The following is a 16689-nucleotide window of genomic DNA, read 5'->3' as shown; positions in this document are numbered from 1 at the left end:
CGTGAAAGTCGAAGGAAGCCATGACAACCAATGCCCCCACGCACAGCAGTGCAGTCGGTGACGGCGCACCGCGCAGACTGGCGGGCACCCTCGGTCCGGGTGCCATCGTGTTCATGGTCGTCGCAGCGGCGGCCCCGTTGACGGTGATCGCCGGAACGGTCCCCCTGGGGATCTCGGCCGGCAACGGCGCCGCCTATCCCGCGTCGTACCTGGTCTGCACGGTGGTGCTGCTGTTCTTCGCCGTCGGATTCACCGCGATGGCCAAGCACCTTCCGGGGGCGGGCGCGTTCTACACGTACATCACCCGGGGGCTGGGCAGACACACGGGATTGGGCTCCGCCTTCCTCGCGCTGCTGTCCTACACCGCCGTCCAGGGCGCCGTGTACGGGTACATCGGGGCCGCCGTCAACGATTTCGTCACCGCTCACGGCGGCCCCGCACTTCCCTGGTACGTGTGGGCCCTGGCCGTGACGGCCGTGGTCGCGATCCTCGGATACCGGCACATCGACCTGTCCGGCAAGGTGCTCGGCGTCCTCCTCGTCTGCGAGGTCGGGATCGTCCTCGTCATCGACGCCGCCGTCATCGTCCGCGGCGGCGGTGACGAGGGATTCTCGACGGCGGCGTTCCACCCGGGCGAGTTCTTCTCGGGAGCACCCGGCATCGCCCTGATCTTCGCCATCGCCGGTTACATCGGATTCGAGGCCACCGCCGTCTTCCGTGACGAGGCCCGCGACCCGGGCCGCACCATCCCGAGGGCCACGTACCTGGCATTGCTCGTCATCGGCGGCTTCTACGCGCTGTCGAGCTGGGCCATGGTCAGCGCGTGGGGCGACGAGGGCGCCGTCGCCATCGCGACGGAGAACCCGGAAGGCATGATCACCGAGACCGCCACCCGCTACGTCGGCGCGATCGCCGGCGACCTCGTCCAGGTCTTCCTGATCACCAGCCTGTTCGCCGCCCTGCTGTCGTTCCACAACGTGCTCTCCCGGTACATCTTCTCCCTCGGGAACAGTGCGGCCCTGCCCGCCGGCTGCGGCCGCTCGCACACCAAGCACGCGTCGCCGTACATCGCGTCGGTCGTCCAGACGGCGTCCGCTCTCGTCCTGATCGTCGCGTCCGCCGTCGCCGGACTGGACCCGGTGACCGAGGTGTTCGCCTGGTTCGCCGGAGTGTCCTCGGTCGGCATCGTCGCACTGATGACCCTGACGTCCGTGGCCGTCCTCGTCTACTTCGGCCGGACCCGGGTGGACCGGCGGCTGTGGAACACGGTGATCGCACCACTGCTCGGACTCGTCGGCCTGGCCGGGCTCCTGATCATGACCGTCGCCAACCTTCCCCTTCTCGTCGGCGGGTCGAGCACACTCGCCGCCGTCATCGGGGTCCTGCTCGTCGGGACCTTCGCCGGAGGTGCGGCCGTCGCCGTCCTCCGACCCCACGCCGCACGACACGACACCGCCCTACCGCAACACGACCCGAACCACACCGTCCTCGACAAGGAGATCGCACGATGAGCACCGCCACCACCGAGACCCCGGCCCGCGTCGGTTCCGCCACTCCGGATCATCCGCTCGCGCCGTTGTCGGCCGACGAAATCCGTTCGGCGAAGGCGCTCCTCACCGACGAGGGACTGATCGGCGAGAACGTGCGCTTCGTCTTCGTCGCACTCGCCGAGCCGCACAAGTCGACGGTCCTCGCGTTCACACCGGGTGACCCGATCGAGCGCCGCGCCCGGATCCTGCTGCTGGACCGCTCCACCGGCATCGGCACCGACCTCGTCGTGTCGGTGACCGAGAACCGTGTGATCAGCTCCACCACCGTCGATTCCGCCACCGACGGGCACGTGCCGATCCTCGACGAGGAATTCGAGGACATCGAGGCGTTCCTGCTCGGCAGCTCCGACTGGCTGGCCGCGATGGCGAAGCGCGACATCGAACCGTCGAAGGTCCGTGCGGTTCCGCTGTCGGCCGGTGTGTTCGGTCACGAGGACGAGGTCGGGCACCGCATCGTCCGGGTTCTCGCGTTCCATCAGGAGGACAAGGCGGATCTGCCGTGGGCGCACCCCATCGACGGAGTCGTGGCCTACGTCGACCTCACCGAGCGTCGCGTCGTCAAGGTGGTCGACGAGATCGAACTGCCGGTGCCGGCCGAGCGCGGCGAGTGGGACGCCGAACCGCACGCGACGCCCACCCGCACCGACCTCAAGCCGATCGAGATCACCCAGCCCGAGGGTGCCAGCTTCACCGTCGACGGCAACGAGATCACCTGGGCCGACTGGAAGTTCCGCTTCGGGTTCGATGTGCGCGAAGGTCTGACTCTGCACCAGCTCTCGTTCGACGACGGGGGAGTGGAACGCCCCGTGATCTACCGGGCGTCGATCGCCGAGATGGTGGTCCCGTACGCCGACCCGTCCCCGGTTCGATACTGGCAGAACTACTTCGATCAGGGCGAGTACCTGTTCGGCCGGTACACCAACTCCCTCGAACTCGGCTGCGACTGCCTCGGTGAGATCCAGTACTTCGACGTCACCATCGCCGACGAGTCCGGCGACCCGCGGGTGATGAAGAACGCGATCTGCCTCCACGAGGAGGATTACGGCGTGCTGTGGAAGCACACGGACATGTTCAACGGCATGACCGAGACCCGCCGCTCGCGTCGCCTCGTCATCTCGTTCTTCCTCACCATCGGCAACTACGACTACGGGTTCTACTGGTACCTGTACCTCGACGGCACCATCGAACTCGAGGCGAAGGCCACCGGAATCGTCTTCACGTCCGCCTACCGCGGTCCGGAGGGATTCTCCACCCAGATGGCGCCCGGGCTCGGCGCCCCCTTCCATCAGCACCTCTTCTCGGCCCGGCTCGACATGGCCGTCGACGGGAACGTGAACACCGTCGAGGAAGTGGATGCCGTGCCCGTTCCGATGGGCCCGGAGAACCCGTGGGGCAACGCGTTCCGCTGCCAGAAAACCACGCTGACCACCGAATCCGAGGGGCAACGCACCGCCGACAACCTCAAGGCCCGCGTCTGGCACATCACCAATCCCACCAAGCAGAACCGCCTGGGGCAGGACGTCGGGTACGCGCTGCACCCGGAGGGCCAACCGGTGCTGCTGGCCGACCCGTCCAGTTCGATCGCCGCCCGCGCCGCGTTCGCCACCAAGCACCTGTGGGTCACACAGTACGACGAGTCCGAGCGTTACCCCGCGGGCGACTTCGTCAACCAGCATCCGGGCCAGGCCGGTCTGCCGACGTTCGTGGCGGGCAACCGCGACATCGAGGGCGAAGACCTGGTGCTGTGGCACACGTTCGGGCTGACGCACTTCCCGCGGCCCGAGGACTGGCCGGTCATGCCCGTCGACTACGCCGGTTTCAAGCTCAAGCCGGTCGGCTTCTTCGACCGCAACCCGGCGCTCAACCTGCCGGCGAGCACCGCGAAGCACTGCTGCGAAGGCTAGAAGTCGTGTCTGCCGTCTTCTTTCCGGCCGCCCGCCACACCAGCACTTGGTGGCGGCGGGCGGCCGCGGGCCTCGCAGTCGCCGCGGCCGGGCTCCACGCCGCATCGCTCGGGGAACATGCGCCGTCGCCGATGGTCGCGGTGGTGACGGTCGCGATGATCCTCGGGTGCCTCTACTGCGCGCGGCACCTGTGGATGCGCGGCTCCCGCCGGGACTGGGGGCTCGTCGCGACGATGAACGTCGGGATGATCGCCCTGCATCTCTCGGTGACGACCCCCGGCTCGGGGGGCGGCCACCACGGGCACGCGATGCACGCGGCGGCGGCATCGGCTCCGATGACCCATGCGATGTCACCCGCCATGTCGGCGGCACTCGCCACCGCCGCGATCGAAGCGGTGATCGCCGTGACGGTGCTGTTCTACACCACTCGGTCCGACCCACCCCCCACGTGAGTGGCAAAGTGTGCTGGCGCACGCTTTGCCACTCACGTGCGGGGGAGTTCCGGGACACACCGACAGCTTGAGTTGGGCTAGCGTCCAGAGCGTTTAGGCTCTTCGGTGGTGCTCGGGGTGGTGCGGCCGAACGGTGGGTGGACTGTGAAACGCAGGGCAGGCGAATCGATACTGGCGGCGATGGTGACGGCCGCGGCGGCGGTTCTCACACCGATCGCAGTGGCCGCGCCGGCGGCGGCCGACCCGGCGGGCTTCTCCAAGACCACGCTCCACTTCCAGGTTCTCGTCGGCGCGAACCGCGACGAACCGTGCGACGTGATCGGCGACGTCTACAAACCCGACTCGGCGTCCCCGTCGAATCGGGTACCCGCGGTCCTCACGACCAACGGCTTCGGCGGGTCCAAGAACGACCAGGCCGGGATCGCATCGTTCCTCGCGTCCCGCGGCTACGCGGTACTCGCCTACTCCGGTCTCGGCTTCGGCGGCTCGGGCTGCAAGATCCACCTGGACAACCCCGATTACGACGGACGCGCGGCGAGCGAACTGGTGAGCTTTCTCGGCGGCCGCGACGGGATGGCGTTCGTCGATCCCGCGCACACCGTTCCCGTCCCGGGTCTCGACTACGTCGTGCAGGACGCGACCGCCCACCACGGCAGCCCCGAGGCGAACGATCCGCGGGTCGGGATGGTCGGCGGCTCCTATGGCGGCGCCGTGCAGTTCGCCGCGGCCTCGGTGGACCCACGGATCGACACGATCATCCCGATGATCACCTGGAACGACCTCAGCTACTCGCTCGCACCGAACGGCACCGCCCAGACGACCGGGGTCAGTACGTCGGTGCCCGGTGCGTCGAAGGTGCTGTGGACACTGACGTTCGGGGCCGTCGGCGTCACCAACCCCCGGACCGAGGGTTACGTGTCGGATCCCGCACGGGCGCTGGGATGCCCCAACTTCGCCAACGCCGCGTGCCCGGCGCTGACCCAGGCCGCGGTGCTGGGCTACCCGGACCCGGCATCCGTCGAGTTCCTGCGCCAATCGTCCGTGGTGTCGTACGCGGACCGGGTGAAGATTCCGACGCTGCTCTTGCAGGGGCAGCAGGACACCCTGTTCGACCTCAACGAATCGGCGGCCACGTTCGAGACCCTGCGGGCGCAGGGCAACGACGTGAAGATGATCTGGCACAGCTGGGGGCATTCGCATCTCACTCCCGCCGAGGGGGAGATCGACATGAAGGCCCCGAACCCCGACACGCAGTACGAGACGGGCCGGATGGTCGACTGGTTCGATCACTACCTGAAGGACAGCGGGGTCGGCACCGGGCCGGTGTTCAGCTACTTCCGCAACTGGGTCGACTACACCGGCAACGCCGCACCCGCCTACGCCGAGTCCTCCGATGTCGCGGTGGGGCAGGACTATTCGCTCTACCTCTCCGGTGACGGCGCGCTGACCGATCGCCGCGACGGCATCGTTCCCGGCGCCCGGACGCTGAACACACTGCCGGGCGGGCTCCCGGCCGACCGGGACGTGCCGAACATGGGTCCGGAAGTCCCCGGAACCCAGATCGAGTGGTCGTCCGGATCCCTCGATGCGCCGCTGGACGTGGTGGGTGCACCGACGCTCGACGTCCGCGTCGACGCCGTACCCGCGGTCACCGGCGTCGACGACGCGGTCGTGATCTTCGCCAAGCTGTACGACGTGGCTCCCGACGGCAGCGCCACGCTGATCAACGGTCAGGTCGCTCCGGCACGCATCGTGACGCCCGGTGCGCCCGTGCAGGTCACGATGCCGGCCATCGTCCATCGCTTCGACGAGGGACACCGCGTTCGGCTCGTGGTGTCCGGCGGCGATCCGGGTTTCCGGGGCGGGCTGGTGGCGCACCAGGTCACCGTCGCCGCTGGGGACGCGGGTCAGGTGCTGGTGCTGCCGGTCACCGGCTGAGGCCGCGTCTACTCACGCATGAGCATCAGGGCGGCCTCCCGCTCGAGGTCGAGATACGGTTCGCCGCTGACGTCGACCGCGACCCGGTTGATCGTGCCGCCGGTGAAGCGGTGCGGCGATTCGCCGGGATAGTCCTCGGTGATTGGCTCGCCCGGGTGCCGGCCGACGTACAGCCCGGCGCCCGCGATCGCGAACGCCCCCATCTGGGTCTTGATCCGGCCCTCGCCGACCTTGTGGTCGCCGTGGAACAGGGACAGGATCCCCTCCGTGGCCGTGGGCTTCTGCCCGTCCTTGTCGAACGAGGCGGACAGAATCAGGTCGGTGCCGGTGGGGATGTCCTCGGAGCCGACGATCATCTGTTCCTCGCTGCCCACGAAATTGTTGACGTAGTGCAGGCGATTGTCCTTCACGTACAGCGCGTGACCCCCGAAGCGGGAACCGATCGCGAAGAGCACGCCCTCGGCTCCCGGCTCCGGGATGTCGACGAGCGCACCGATCACGAACGAGCGTCCGCGGGTGTTGACCGACTGCCATTCGGACACGGCGGCGACGTCCGGGTAGTACACGTACCGGTTCCGGGCGGCAGTCAGCTGCGGGCGGGATGTGCCCAAGATCTCGACGGCCGATCGATCGTCCAGCGGAAACGCGCCGTTCGCACCGGCTTCCGCGAACCAGATGTTCACCATCTCCCGCAGCTTGTCGGGATGCTCCGCTGCCAGGTTGTTCACTTCGGCGCGGTCGACGTCGGTGTGGTACAGCTCCCATTCGTCGTCGTTGAAGTGGCCCCAGCCCGCAATGGTCGGATGCGTCGTGACGGCCTTCCAGCCCTCGTGCCAGATCGACCGCGAGCCGAGCATCGAATAGAACTGCGACTTCCGCTCCGACGGCGCGGACTTGTCGTCGATGCTGCTGCGCATGCTGACGCCGTCGAACGGGGTCTGGACGTGACCCTTGATGGTCTCGGGGGCATCGATCCCGACAATGTCCAGGATCGTCGGCACGAGGTCGATCGCGTGATGGTACTGATCCCGGATCTCGTTCCGGGCCGTTGTTCCCGCCGGCCACGAGATGATGCACGGGTCGGCGGTTCCGCCGTTGAACTCGTAGCGTTTCCACATCTTGAACGGGGTGTTGAACGCCATCGCCCAGCCGTTGGGGTAGTGGTTGTACGTTTTGGGTCCGCCGAGATCGTCGAGTTTCGCGAGGTTCTCCGCGAGGTCGTCCGGGACGCCGTTCGCGAACTTCATCTCGTTGACGGACCCGTTCGGGCCACCCTCCCCGCTCGCGCCGTTGTCGGAGACGACCACGATGACCGTGTTCTCCATCTGTTCGTTCTGCTCGAGATAGTCGAGCAGGCGCCCGATCTGATGGTCGGCGTGTGCCAGGAACCCCGCGTACACCTCGGCCATCCGTGCGAAGAGACGCTTCTCGTCGTCGCCGAGCGTGTCCCACGGGCGGGTGTAGTCGAGTTCGGGGAACGGTGCGCCGTCGGGTCCCGACCGGGTGTCGGGGGTGCCGATCGGGTTGATCGGTGGAAGTTCGGTGTCGGCGGCGACGATGCCCAGTTCCTTCTGGCGGGCGAGGGTCTCCTCGCGCATCGCGTCGTAGCCTATGTCGAACTTGCCCGCGAACTTCTCGATCCATTCCTTCGGGGCATGGTGCGGCGCATGGCAGGCGCCGGGCGCGTAGTAGAGGAAGAACGGCTTGTCCGGTGCGATCACCCGGGCGTCCTTGATGAACTCCAGTGCCTTGTCGGTGATGTCCTCGCTGAGGTGGTAGCCCGCCTCCGGCGACCGGGGCTGGTCGACCGGATGGTTGTCGTAGACCAGATCCGGATACCACTGGTTGGTCTCCGCGCCGAGGAATCCGTACCACCGCTCGAAGCCGCGCCCGCTGGGCCAGTTCCGGCGGGTGGCGGCCAGGTTCATCTCGTCGGTGGGGCACAGGTGCCATTTGCCCACCATGTAGGTGTTCCAGCCTTGCTCGGCGAGGATTTCCGACAGCATGCCGTTCTCCGGCGGGATGGTGCCGCTCGCGTTGGGGAATCCGATCGCGGCCTCGGTGATGCAGGCCATGCTGTTGCGCGTGTGGTTCCGTCCGGTCAGCAGGCACGAGCGCGTGGGCGAGCACAGCGCGGTGGTGTGCCACTGGGTGTACCGGACACCGTTGGCGGCGATCCGATCGATGTTGGGCGTTTCGATCGGTCCGCCGTAACAGCGCATCGCGGAGAATCCGACGTCGTCTAGGACGACATAGACGACGTTGGGCGCCTCGGCGGGAGCCTTCGGTGGCTCGAAGGGCGACCAGTCCGGACTCGAGTCACGAATGTCGACGTTGACGACACCCCGAAATGGCTTTCCCATGGTTTCGGCTCCTCACCTGTGGTCCTGGGTTTCAGCGTCGGCCACCGTGCCGCCGGGAACCTCACCCGACACGGGTGAAGCCGAGCAGCGCCGGGCCGAGGAGGGAAGTGATTGACACCACATCGGCGCAGGCTCACACTGATACCTAAACTGAATCCGATGTCAAGATCAATTGCGTCGGCTGGTGGAGAGGAACCGCAGGTGACCCAGCTCGGAGGAGTGTGCGATCCGCGCTTCGCGGCGTTGCAGGACGCACTGAAGGACAATCTCGACTCCGGTGAGGAGCTCGGCGCATCGATCGTCGTGACCCTCGACGGAAAACCCGTGGTGGACGTGTGGGGCGGATGGTCCGATCCCGAACACACCACCGCGTGGGAGCGCGACACCATCACCAACGTGTGGTCGTGTACCAAGACGGTGACCGCGCTCGCCGCGCTGATGCTCGTCGACCGCGGCCAGCTGGACGTGTCGGCGCCCGTCGCGAAGTACTGGCCCGAATTCGCCGCGGCCGGCAAGGAGCGCGTCGAGGTCCGGCATCTCCTCTCGCACACGTCGGGCGTCTCGGGGTGGGATCAGCCGATCACAGTCGAGGACACGTTCGACCTCGCCGAGTCGACGAAGCGCCTCGCCGCGCAGGCGCCGTGGTGGGAACCGGGGACGGCGTCGGGATATCACGCCCTGAACTACGGTCACCTGATCGGCGAGGTCGTCCGCCGGGTCGACGGACGCACGCTCGGACGCTTCGTGGCCGAGGAGATCGCCGGACCGCTGGGCGCCGACTTCCACATCGGGCTGGACCGGTCGCACTTCGGCCGGGTGTCGAACGTGGTCCCGCCGCCTCCGCTGCCGATCGACCTGGCATCCCTCGACCCCGCCAGCGTCATCGTCAAGACGTTCACCGGGCCCGGACCGGACGCCACCGCGTCGTGGTCCGACGAGTGGCGCACGGCGGAGAACGGCGCGGCCGGCGGTCAGGGCAACGCCCGGTCACTCGCCCGGATCCAGTCCGTGGTGGCCTGCGGCGGCGAACTCGACGGTATCCGGCTGCTGTCTCCGGACACCATCGCGCTGATCTTCGAGGAGCAGTCGAACGGCGTGGATCTCGCACTGGGCCAGCCGATCCGGTTCGGCATCGGGTACGGACTGCCGACCCCCGTGTCGGTGCCGTTCGTCCCCGAAGGGCGCGTCTGCTTCTGGGGTGGCTGGGGCGGTTCGCAGGTGGTCGTCGACACCGAGCGCCGGATGACGATGACCTACGTGATGAACAAGATGGGACCGGGACTGCTCGGCTCCGACCGCACCGCCCAGTACGCGACGGCGACGTTCGATGCACTGAACTGATGCGGGGGGACAGTCAGGACGCGAGGCCCTTGTCCTGCAGCCATTCCCGGGCGATGTCACTCATGTCCTCGAGGTCTGCCACCCGCTTGTTCATCTCGATGAGATCGTCGGTCGTCAGGGCCGCCGACACGTCCGCGAGCACGGCGCGGACGTCGTCGCGGGCCTTGTTCTCGTTGATGATCGGCGTGATGTTCTCGGCCAGGAACAGGTGCTTGGTGTCCTCGAGGGCCACGAGGTTCTCCGAGCGCATCGCCGGGTCGGTGCTGAACACGTCGGCGACCTCGATCTGACCGCTGAGCAGAGCGTTGAGTGTGAGGGGACCGCCGGCGTCCAGTGCCAGGAATTCCTTGAACGTCAGGCCGTACCGGTCCTTCAGGCCCGCGACACCGTTCTCGCGGGTCTTCCATTCGGGCGGGCCGCCGAGGGTGAGGTCGCCGGCGTGCGGGACGAGGTCCTCGATCGTCTTCAGTGAGTACTCGTCCGCGGTTTCCTGCCGCACCGCGAGAACGTCCTTGTCCTCGGCGGGGGAGGGTTCGAGTGCGATGAGTCCGGCGGGGAGCTTGGCCTTGATCTCCTCGGTCACCTCGTTCGACGCGGTTGCGGTGGTGGCGCTGTCGAGATACTGCAGCAGCGCACCCGAATATTCGGGCAGCAGGTCGATGGAGCCGTCCCGGATGGCCGGAACGTACACTTCGCGGCTTCCGATGTTCAGCTTCTCCGTCACGTCGATGTCGTTGGCACGCAACGCCTCGGCGTAGATGGTGGCGATCAGCTGGCTCTCGGGGAAGTCCGCGGAGCCGACGACGATGGCGCCGTCGCTGCTTCCGCCGCCGTCGGCGGCGAGGGGGTCCTTCCCGATCCCGCAAGCCGTCAACGACACCAGGGTGGCGCCTGCCAGCGCGACGATCAATGCCTTCTTCATGGTGATGTCCTTCAGGTCAGCGAGGGTTCGGGTACGGACGACGCGCGGGCCGCGACCGGGGTCTTCGCGGAAGCGGATCGCGTGCCGCTGCTGCGCACGCGCCGGGTGAGTCCGGGTGAGACCACCCGCACGGTGAGGAACCCGATCGCGAGATCGAATGCGAGCGCGAGGAGAGACACGAGGACGGCCCCCGCCGCCATCTGCGCGTAGTCGCTCTGTGCCTTGCCGTCGATGAGGAGTCGTCCCAGGCCTCCCAGCGAGATGTACGCGGCAACGGTCGCCGTCGACACGATCTGCAGCACCGCGCTCCGGATGCCGGACAGCATCAACGGCAGTGCGCACGGCATCTCCACCTCGGTGAGGATGCGCATCGACCGGAACCCCATCCCGCGTGCGGCATCCACGGCCGCCGGATCGACCGCGCGGATGCCCGCGTACGTGTTGGTGAGGATCGGCGGAATGGCCAACAGCACCAGCACGATCAGGCTCGGAACGAGGTAGGCCAGCTTCGTCGAGAACGACGGCGCGATGACGAGCACGAGCAGGATCAGCAGGCCGATGGTGGGCAGGGCGCGCAACGAGTTGGCCAGGCCGGCCACGACCACGGCGCCGCGCCCGGTGTACAGGCCGAGCGGAACGGCGATCAGGGCCGCGGCGAACAGGGCGAGGAACGTGTACAGCAGGTGCTGGAGCAGGAGGGCCGGAATGCCTTCGGGCCCTGTCCAATGAGCACCGTCCAGAAGAAAGTCGATCATGATGCGACCACCTTGGGGGTCCACGGTGTGAGTAACCGGTTGGCGAGCACGATGAGCAGGTCGAGAACCAGGGCCAGCAGCAGGCAGAGCGCGATACCGGCGATGATGGGTGTGTAGAAGCGCAACTGGAAGCCCTGGGTGAACAGGGAACCGATCTGCGGGATGCCGAGCAGAGCGGCGAGCGAGACCAGGCTGACGTTCGACACGACAGCCACCCGCAGTCCGGCACAGATGACGGGAACACCCACGGGGAGCTGCACTTTCAGCAGGGTCTGATACGGCCGGTAGCCCATCGCCGTCGCGGCGAGCACGGTTTCCTGGGGCACCGAATCGAGGGCGTCGGCGACGACGCGGACCAGCAGTGCGACGGTGTAGATCGTCAGGGCCACGATGATGTTCATCGGATCGAGGATCTTCGTTCCGAGGACCTGCGGTAGCAGGACGAACAGGGCGAGCGACGGGATCGTGTAGAGGAGACCCGCCGTGCCCACCACATAGGGGTTGATCCGGCGACTGCGATGCGCGAGCCAGCCGATGGGCAACGCGACGATCACGCCGACGACGAGCGGCACGAGCGAGAGCAGAATGTGCCAGCCGACGAGTTCGGCGATGCGGTCGGACTGGCGGCCCAGCCATTCGACATTCATCGGGCCATCGCCTCCGAACCGACTCGATGGTCGAGATCCGCCGACTCGATCGCCGCCACGGCCGCGTGCGCCGTCACGGTGCCGACGAGCGCACCGTCGCCGTCGACGACCACACCCCGTTTGCTGGGCGCGGACAGTGCGGCGTCGAGCAACGCCCGCATCGTGCCGTGCGCATCGGCGACGGTGCCGCTGAGATTCAGGTCGTCCGGGCGAATGCTGCCGACGACCCTCGCCGGCTGCACCCAGCCGATCGGCTTGTTCGCCGGGTCGACGACGAGCAGCCAGTCGTCGGACGTCCGCGCGAGGGCATCGGCCGCCGAATCACCCAGATGGGCAACGGGTTCGGTGACTGTCTCCACGCGGCCGTCGAGGGTTGCGAAACCGAGCGAACGGTAGCCGCGATCGCGTCCGACGAAGTCGGCGACGAACTCGTCGGCGGGCTCGGTCAGCAACTGCAGCGGGGTCGCCGCCTGCGCCAGGACTCCGCCGGTCCGCAACACGACCACCTGGTCGCCGAGCTTGAGGGCTTCGTCGATGTCGTGTGTGACGATGATGATCGTCTTGCCGATCTCCTTCTGCAGCCGGAGGAACTCGTCCTGCAGTTGGCTGCGGACCACCGGGTCGACGGCGCTGAACGGCTCGTCCATCAACATGAACGCCGGATCGGCGGCCAGGGCGCGTGCGACGCCCACTCGCTGCTGCTGCCCGCCCGAGAGCTGCCACGGATATCGGTCCGCGAAATGCGCGGCGAGACCGACTGTTTCGAGCAGCTCCATGGCCCTGCTCCGAGCCTCCTTCTTCGTCTTCCCCAGCAGTTTCGGCATCGTCGCGACGTTGTCCACGATGGTGCGGTGCGGGAACAGTCCGGCGTGCTGGATGACGTACCCGATCCGCCGCCGCAACAGCGCCGGGTCCATATCCGCGGTGGATTCGCCGTCGAGGGAGATGGTGCCGGAGGTGGGTTCGATCAACCTGTTGATCATGCGAAGCGACGTCGTCTTGCCGCACCCCGACGGGCCGACGAGGGCCGTGATCTTGCCGCTCGGGCACTCGAGGTCCAGCTCGTTGACCGCTGTCGTGCCGTCCGGGTACGCCTTGGTGACTTTGTCGAATGTGATCATCCGCGTGCTACTTTCGTGTGGTCCGGGTGGTGGCAACCCGGAAGTTCGGTGTCGTGGGACTGCTCTACCGAGCTGTGTCTTTCTCCGGGTTCGGCATCGTTTCCAGAAACTTCACCGCTGCTTTCAGGTCGTCGCTCAGGGGACGGTCGGTCGTCCGGGGGTCCAGGCACGTGCGCGCGCGGTGCAGGTAGGCGCCGAGTTCGGTGTCGGTGTCGAGATCGCGGTGCTGCTGGCCGAGGGCCCGCACCGCCGAGATCAGTTCGCACGCGAGGACGATCCGCGCCTGGGCGAGGATGTCGGTGAGCTGGGTGGCGGCCTGGGACGCGAAGCTCGCGTGGTCCTCGGTGCCGCGGGAGATGACCGTGTGCCCGAGGGAGCCCGGCGCGGCGGCCATCCGGATCTCCGCGATCGCCGCGGACGTCGTGTATTCCAGCAGCATGGTCCCGCTGCTGCCGGCCGGACCGTCGGCCAGGAACGGCCGCAGACCGGTGACCGCCGGATCCGACAGGTTGGCCAGCCTGCACTGCGACAGCAGTGCCGCGCTCGACAACGCGAGTTTCGCCTCGTCCACGGCGAGGGCGATCGGCATTCCGTGGAAGTTCCCGTTGTGGAACACTGCATCGTCCTCGGCGGAGATGAGGGGGTTCTCGGAGGACGAGTTCATCTCGATCGCGAGGGTGCCCCGCAGCCGTTGCAGCGCCTGCCAGGTGGCCCCGAGGATCTGGGGGAGGGCGCGGAACCCGTAGGAATCTTGCACCCGGGCGGCCGTCACGGGATGGTCGGCGAGAAGCTCCCGGACCCGGCCGGCCACTTCCTCCTGGCCGAGGTGCCTGCGCGCCGCCTGCACCCGCGCCGCGAACGGCTCGACGGAACTACGCGTCGCCAGCAGCGACAACACGCCCACGATCAGCGAGTGCTCCAGCCAGTTCGCCACGCTGTCGGTGGCCGTGGCCGCGAGCGCGACGGTCATCGCGTTGGTCGAGATCAGGGGGAGAGCGTCACCCTGGTGTGGCGTCCACCGGCTCACCGACCGGCCGTCCCGCAGCGGTGTCTCACCCATCAGCCCGAGCGCGATCTCCGAGAACGCGCTGAGGTCTCCGGTGCCGATCGCGCCGCGGGCGTGCACGATGGGCAGGTCGTCGGCCGCGACGGCGTCGATCAGCGCCGTCACGATGTCGGGGTGCAGACCGGAACCACCGTTGAGGATCTGGTTGACGCGAATGATCATGGCGGCCCGGACGACGTGATCCGGCAGTGAGGGACCCGAGCCCGTGGCGTGGCTGCGGAGAAGTCGGAGGTCCTGTTCGACGCCGTCGGAGACGGACGTGTCCCGATTTCCCCCGACCCCGGTGGTGCGTCCGTAGATGGGCTGTCGTGCGGCGATCCGCACCGCGGTCTCCCAGGAACGGCGTGCGTGTTCGAGCGCTGCGGAGGCGGGTTCGACCGCGATGGGCTCGCGGGAGAGGGTCGTGAGCTGATCGACGGTGAGCTGGGCGCCGTCGAGCAGCACCGGTACGGGCGGCTGCGGTTCCTCGGTCGAGCGGGGATCTTTCCGGGTCATCGGAACTCCGTGATCGATGCGGTGTACGGGGACTCACGAGGTGTGTCGTGCCTCACTCGTTCGAAATGTATAGTCCTGTATATACCGCTCTCTGTCAACCGTCGGTTCGCCCTGGATGGCCGGGCTCCCGGCCTGTCGGTGGCACGTCGGTTCGGGCTGGCATTCCGGCTAGGTCGGCCTCTCACTTCGATCAGTCCCCCGGTGCCTGTTCGGAACGTAGGGTCTCGGGAGAGGTGCATACATAGCCATGCATCGATCCCGCTCCGACTGATCGACCGTAAGGAATGAATCCCATGCCGCAGCAGGTACGAGGCGTCATCGCCCGATCCAAGGGTGCCCCCGTCGAGATCGCGACGATCACCGTTCCGGATCCCGGTCCGGGTGAGGTGGTCGTCGATATCGCGGCGTGCGGTGTGTGCCATACCGATCTCACCTACCGGGACGGCGGGATCAACGACGAATTCCCGTTCCTGCTGGGCCACGAGGCGTCCGGGGTGGTCGAGAGCATCGGTGAGGGTGTCACTTCCGTCGCGGTCGGTGATTTCGTGGTGCTGAACTGGCGGGCGGTCTGTGGGCAGTGCCGGGCGTGTAAGCGTGGTCGCCCGCAGTACTGTTTCGACACGTTCAACGCGGCGCAGAAGATGACGCTCGAGGACGGCACCGAGCTGAGTCCGGCGCTGGGGATCGGTGCCTTCGCCGACAAGACCCTCGTCCACGCCGGGCAGTGCACGAAGGTGGACCGGTCGGCGGATCCGGCGGTGGTCGGGTTGCTCGGTTGCGGTGTGATGGCCGGTCTCGGTGCCGCCGTGAACACCGGTAACGTCGGTCGCGGTGACACGGTCGCCGTCATCGGCTGCGGTGGTGTCGGTGACGCCGCGATCATGGGTGCCCGTCTGGCCGGCGCCGTGAAGGTCATCGCGGTCGATCGGGACGAGAAGAAGCTCGAGTGGGCGAAGGACCTGGGTGCGACGCACACCGTGAACGGTGCCGACGTCGATGCGGTCGAGGCCGTGCAGGAGCTGACCGGCGGATTCGGTGCGGACGTGGTGATCGACGCGGTCGGGCGGCCGGAGACGTGGAAGCAGGCGTTCTACGCCCGCGATCTCGCCGGCACCGTGGTGCTGGTCGGTGTCCCGACCCCGGACATGACGCTGGAGATGCCGCTGATCGACTTCTTCTCCCGCGGGGGATCGTTGAAGTCGTCGTGGTACGGCGACTGCCTGCCCGAGCGGGACTTCCCGATGCTGGTGGACCTGTATCAGCAGGGCCGGTTGCCGTTGGAGAAGTTCGTGTCCGAGCGCATCAAGATCGACGAGGTCGAAGAGGCGTTCCACAAGATGCACGCCGGTGAGGTGCTGCGTTCGGTGGTGGTCCTGTGAGCGGGCAGTTGCGGATCGAGCGGGTCGTCACCGAGGGCACGTTCGCGCTCGATGGTGGCGAGTGGACTGTCGACAACAACATCTGGTTGATCGGTGACGACACCGACGTCGTCATCGTGGACGCTGCCCACGATGCGGAGCCGATCATCGACGCGGTCGCCGGCCGGCACGTGAACGCGGTGATCTGCACCCACGGTCACAACGATCACGTCACCGTCGCACCCGAACTCGCCGGGCGGCTGCACGCGCCGGTGCTGCTGCACCCGGGCGACGACGTGCTGTGGAAGATGACGCATCCGGAGGCGAAGTACTGGAACCTCGAGGACGGGCAGCGGATCGCGATTGCCGGCACCGAGATCGAGGTGATCTCCACCCCGGGTCACTCGCCGGGGTCGGTGTGCCTGTACCTGCCCGAGGCCGGGGCGTTGTTCTCCGGAGACACGCTGTTCTCCGGCGGTCCCGGGGCCACCGGTCGGTCGTACTCGGATTTCCCGACCATCATCGGGTCGATCCGGGATCGGTTGTTCGCTCTTCCCGAGGAGACGCTCGTCCACACCGGTCACGGTGACGGAACCACGATCGGCACCGAGGTCCCGCACCTCGCCGAATGGATTGCACGAGGAAACTGATTCCATGACCGACACCACCGACAGGTACACCTTCGACGAGGACGAGGTCGTTGTCACGCACGAGAAGTCCTATGCGGCAGGTGTTCCTGCGGTGTTGGTGTCGCTCAAGCGTGGGCTCGAGCAGATG

General features: G+C 67.5%; 13 protein-coding genes. 7 read left to right on the top strand and 6 right to left on the bottom strand.

Going from position 1 to position 16689, the window contains the following annotated elements; translation table 11 throughout:
• Positions 1-20: 20 nt before the first annotated feature.
• The 4 genes from ACFTWF_RS37835 (at position 21) to ACFTWF_RS37820 (ending at position 5844) form a co-directional block, all read left to right on the top strand.
• Positions 21-1511 carry an APC family permease gene (locus tag ACFTWF_RS37835; protein ID WP_378466202.1) on the top strand — a complete coding sequence of 497 codons (1491 nt, stop codon included), beginning with the start codon at positions 21-23 and terminating at the stop codon, positions 1509-1511.
• Positions 1508-3454 carry a primary-amine oxidase gene (locus ACFTWF_RS37830; protein WP_378466201.1) on the top strand — a complete coding sequence of 649 codons (1947 nt, stop codon included), beginning with the start codon at positions 1508-1510 and terminating at the stop codon, positions 3452-3454. Before ACFTWF_RS37835 ends, ACFTWF_RS37830 begins: the two co-directional genes overlap by 4 nt.
• 5 nt (positions 3455-3459) lie before the next feature.
• The gene (locus tag ACFTWF_RS37825; RefSeq protein WP_378466200.1) at positions 3460-3906 is read left to right on the top strand and encodes a hypothetical protein; all 447 of its coding nucleotides are present in this window, start codon (positions 3460-3462) and stop codon (positions 3904-3906) included.
• Positions 3907-4086: 180 nt separating this feature from the next.
• Positions 4087-5844, top strand: coding sequence for a CocE/NonD family hydrolase (locus tag ACFTWF_RS37820; RefSeq protein ID WP_378466277.1), 1758 nt, complete (start codon positions 4087-4089; stop codon positions 5842-5844).
• 8 nt (positions 5845-5852) lie between these two features.
• On the opposite strand, the gene ACFTWF_RS37815 is transcribed toward ACFTWF_RS37820, so the two are convergent.
• Positions 5853-8207 carry an arylsulfatase gene (locus ACFTWF_RS37815; RefSeq protein ID WP_378466199.1) on the bottom strand — a complete coding sequence of 785 codons (2355 nt, stop codon included), beginning with the start codon at positions 8205-8207 and terminating at the stop codon, positions 5853-5855.
• A 201-nt stretch (positions 8208-8408) separates the two neighbouring features.
• Here ACFTWF_RS37815 and ACFTWF_RS37810 point away from each other — a divergent pair, with 201 nt between their 5' ends.
• Positions 8409-9548, top strand: coding sequence for a serine hydrolase domain-containing protein (locus ACFTWF_RS37810; protein ID WP_378466198.1), 1140 nt, complete (start codon positions 8409-8411; stop codon positions 9546-9548).
• A gap of 13 nt (positions 9549-9561) precedes the next feature.
• On the opposite strand, the gene ACFTWF_RS37805 is transcribed toward ACFTWF_RS37810, so the two are convergent.
• The 5 genes from ACFTWF_RS37805 to ACFTWF_RS37785 all read right to left on the bottom strand — a co-directional run bounded on the left by ACFTWF_RS37805 (position 9562) and on the right by ACFTWF_RS37785 (position 14554).
• A complete protein-coding gene (locus ACFTWF_RS37805) occupies positions 9562-10470 on the bottom strand; it encodes an ABC transporter substrate-binding protein (RefSeq protein ID WP_378466197.1) in 909 nt (302 codons plus the stop codon).
• An 11-nt stretch (positions 10471-10481) separates the two neighbouring features.
• Positions 10482-11225 (bottom strand): ABC transporter permease, encoded by a 744-nt coding sequence (locus ACFTWF_RS37800; protein WP_378466196.1) that lies wholly within the window; start codon positions 11223-11225, stop codon positions 10482-10484.
• Positions 11222-11872 carry an ABC transporter permease gene (locus ACFTWF_RS37795; RefSeq protein ID WP_378466195.1) on the bottom strand — a complete coding sequence of 217 codons (651 nt, stop codon included), beginning with the start codon at positions 11870-11872 and terminating at the stop codon, positions 11222-11224. The genes ACFTWF_RS37800 and ACFTWF_RS37795 overlap by 4 nt, the downstream gene beginning before the upstream one ends.
• A complete protein-coding gene (locus ACFTWF_RS37790) occupies positions 11869-12993 on the bottom strand; it encodes an ABC transporter ATP-binding protein (protein ID WP_378466194.1) in 1125 nt (374 codons plus the stop codon). Before ACFTWF_RS37790 ends, ACFTWF_RS37795 begins: the two co-directional genes overlap by 4 nt.
• A gap of 64 nt (positions 12994-13057) precedes the next feature.
• The gene (locus ACFTWF_RS37785; protein WP_378466193.1) at positions 13058-14554 is read right to left on the bottom strand and encodes an aromatic amino acid ammonia-lyase; all 1497 of its coding nucleotides are present in this window, start codon (positions 14552-14554) and stop codon (positions 13058-13060) included.
• Between the two features lie 293 nt (positions 14555-14847).
• Here ACFTWF_RS37785 and ACFTWF_RS37780 point away from each other — a divergent pair, with 293 nt between their 5' ends.
• Both ACFTWF_RS37780 and ACFTWF_RS37775 read left to right on the top strand, forming a co-directional pair.
• Complete coding sequence (locus ACFTWF_RS37780) at positions 14848-15933, top strand: S-(hydroxymethyl)mycothiol dehydrogenase (RefSeq protein ID WP_378466192.1); 1086 nt, start codon at positions 14848-14850, stop codon at positions 15931-15933.
• Positions 15930-16562, top strand: coding sequence for an MBL fold metallo-hydrolase (locus ACFTWF_RS37775; RefSeq protein WP_378466191.1), 633 nt, complete (start codon positions 15930-15932; stop codon positions 16560-16562). The genes ACFTWF_RS37780 and ACFTWF_RS37775 overlap by 4 nt, the downstream gene beginning before the upstream one ends.
• The last annotated feature ends 127 nt before the right edge of the window (positions 16563-16689 follow it).

The organism is Rhodococcus sp. NPDC056960, assembly GCF_042674125.1.
Taxonomy (GTDB): Bacteria; Actinomycetota; Actinomycetes; order Mycobacteriales; family Mycobacteriaceae; genus Rhodococcus_F.
This window is presented reverse-complemented; position numbering and strand designations above follow the sequence as displayed.

Excerpts from the sequence above, each read along its gene's own strand:
- ACFTWF_RS37800 (WP_378466196.1), bottom strand. The coding sequence starts at position 11,225 with ATGATCGACTTTCTTCTGGACGGTGCTCATTGGACAGGGCCCGAAGGC.
- ACFTWF_RS37780 (WP_378466192.1), top strand. The coding sequence starts at position 14,848 with ATGCCGCAGCAGGTACGAGGCGTCATCGCCCGATCCAAGGGTGCCCCC.
- ACFTWF_RS37790 (WP_378466194.1), bottom strand. The coding sequence starts at position 12,993 with ATGATCACATTCGACAAAGTCACCAAGGCGTACCCGGACGGCACGACA.
- ACFTWF_RS37785 (WP_378466193.1), bottom strand. The coding sequence starts at position 14,554 with ATGACCCGGAAAGATCCCCGCTCGACCGAGGAACCGCAGCCGCCCGTA.
- ACFTWF_RS37830 (WP_378466201.1), top strand. The coding sequence starts at position 1,508 with ATGAGCACCGCCACCACCGAGACCCCGGCCCGCGTCGGTTCCGCCACT.
- ACFTWF_RS37805 (WP_378466197.1), bottom strand. The coding sequence starts at position 10,470 with ATGAAGAAGGCATTGATCGTCGCGCTGGCAGGCGCCACCCTGGTGTCG.
- ACFTWF_RS37795 (WP_378466195.1), bottom strand. The coding sequence starts at position 11,872 with ATGAATGTCGAATGGCTGGGCCGCCAGTCCGACCGCATCGCCGAACTC.
- ACFTWF_RS37835 (WP_378466202.1), top strand. The coding sequence starts at position 21 with ATGACAACCAATGCCCCCACGCACAGCAGTGCAGTCGGTGACGGCGCA.
- ACFTWF_RS37820 (WP_378466277.1), top strand. The coding sequence starts at position 4,087 with ATGGTGACGGCCGCGGCGGCGGTTCTCACACCGATCGCAGTGGCCGCG.
- ACFTWF_RS37815 (WP_378466199.1), bottom strand. The coding sequence starts at position 8,207 with ATGGGAAAGCCATTTCGGGGTGTCGTCAACGTCGACATTCGTGACTCG.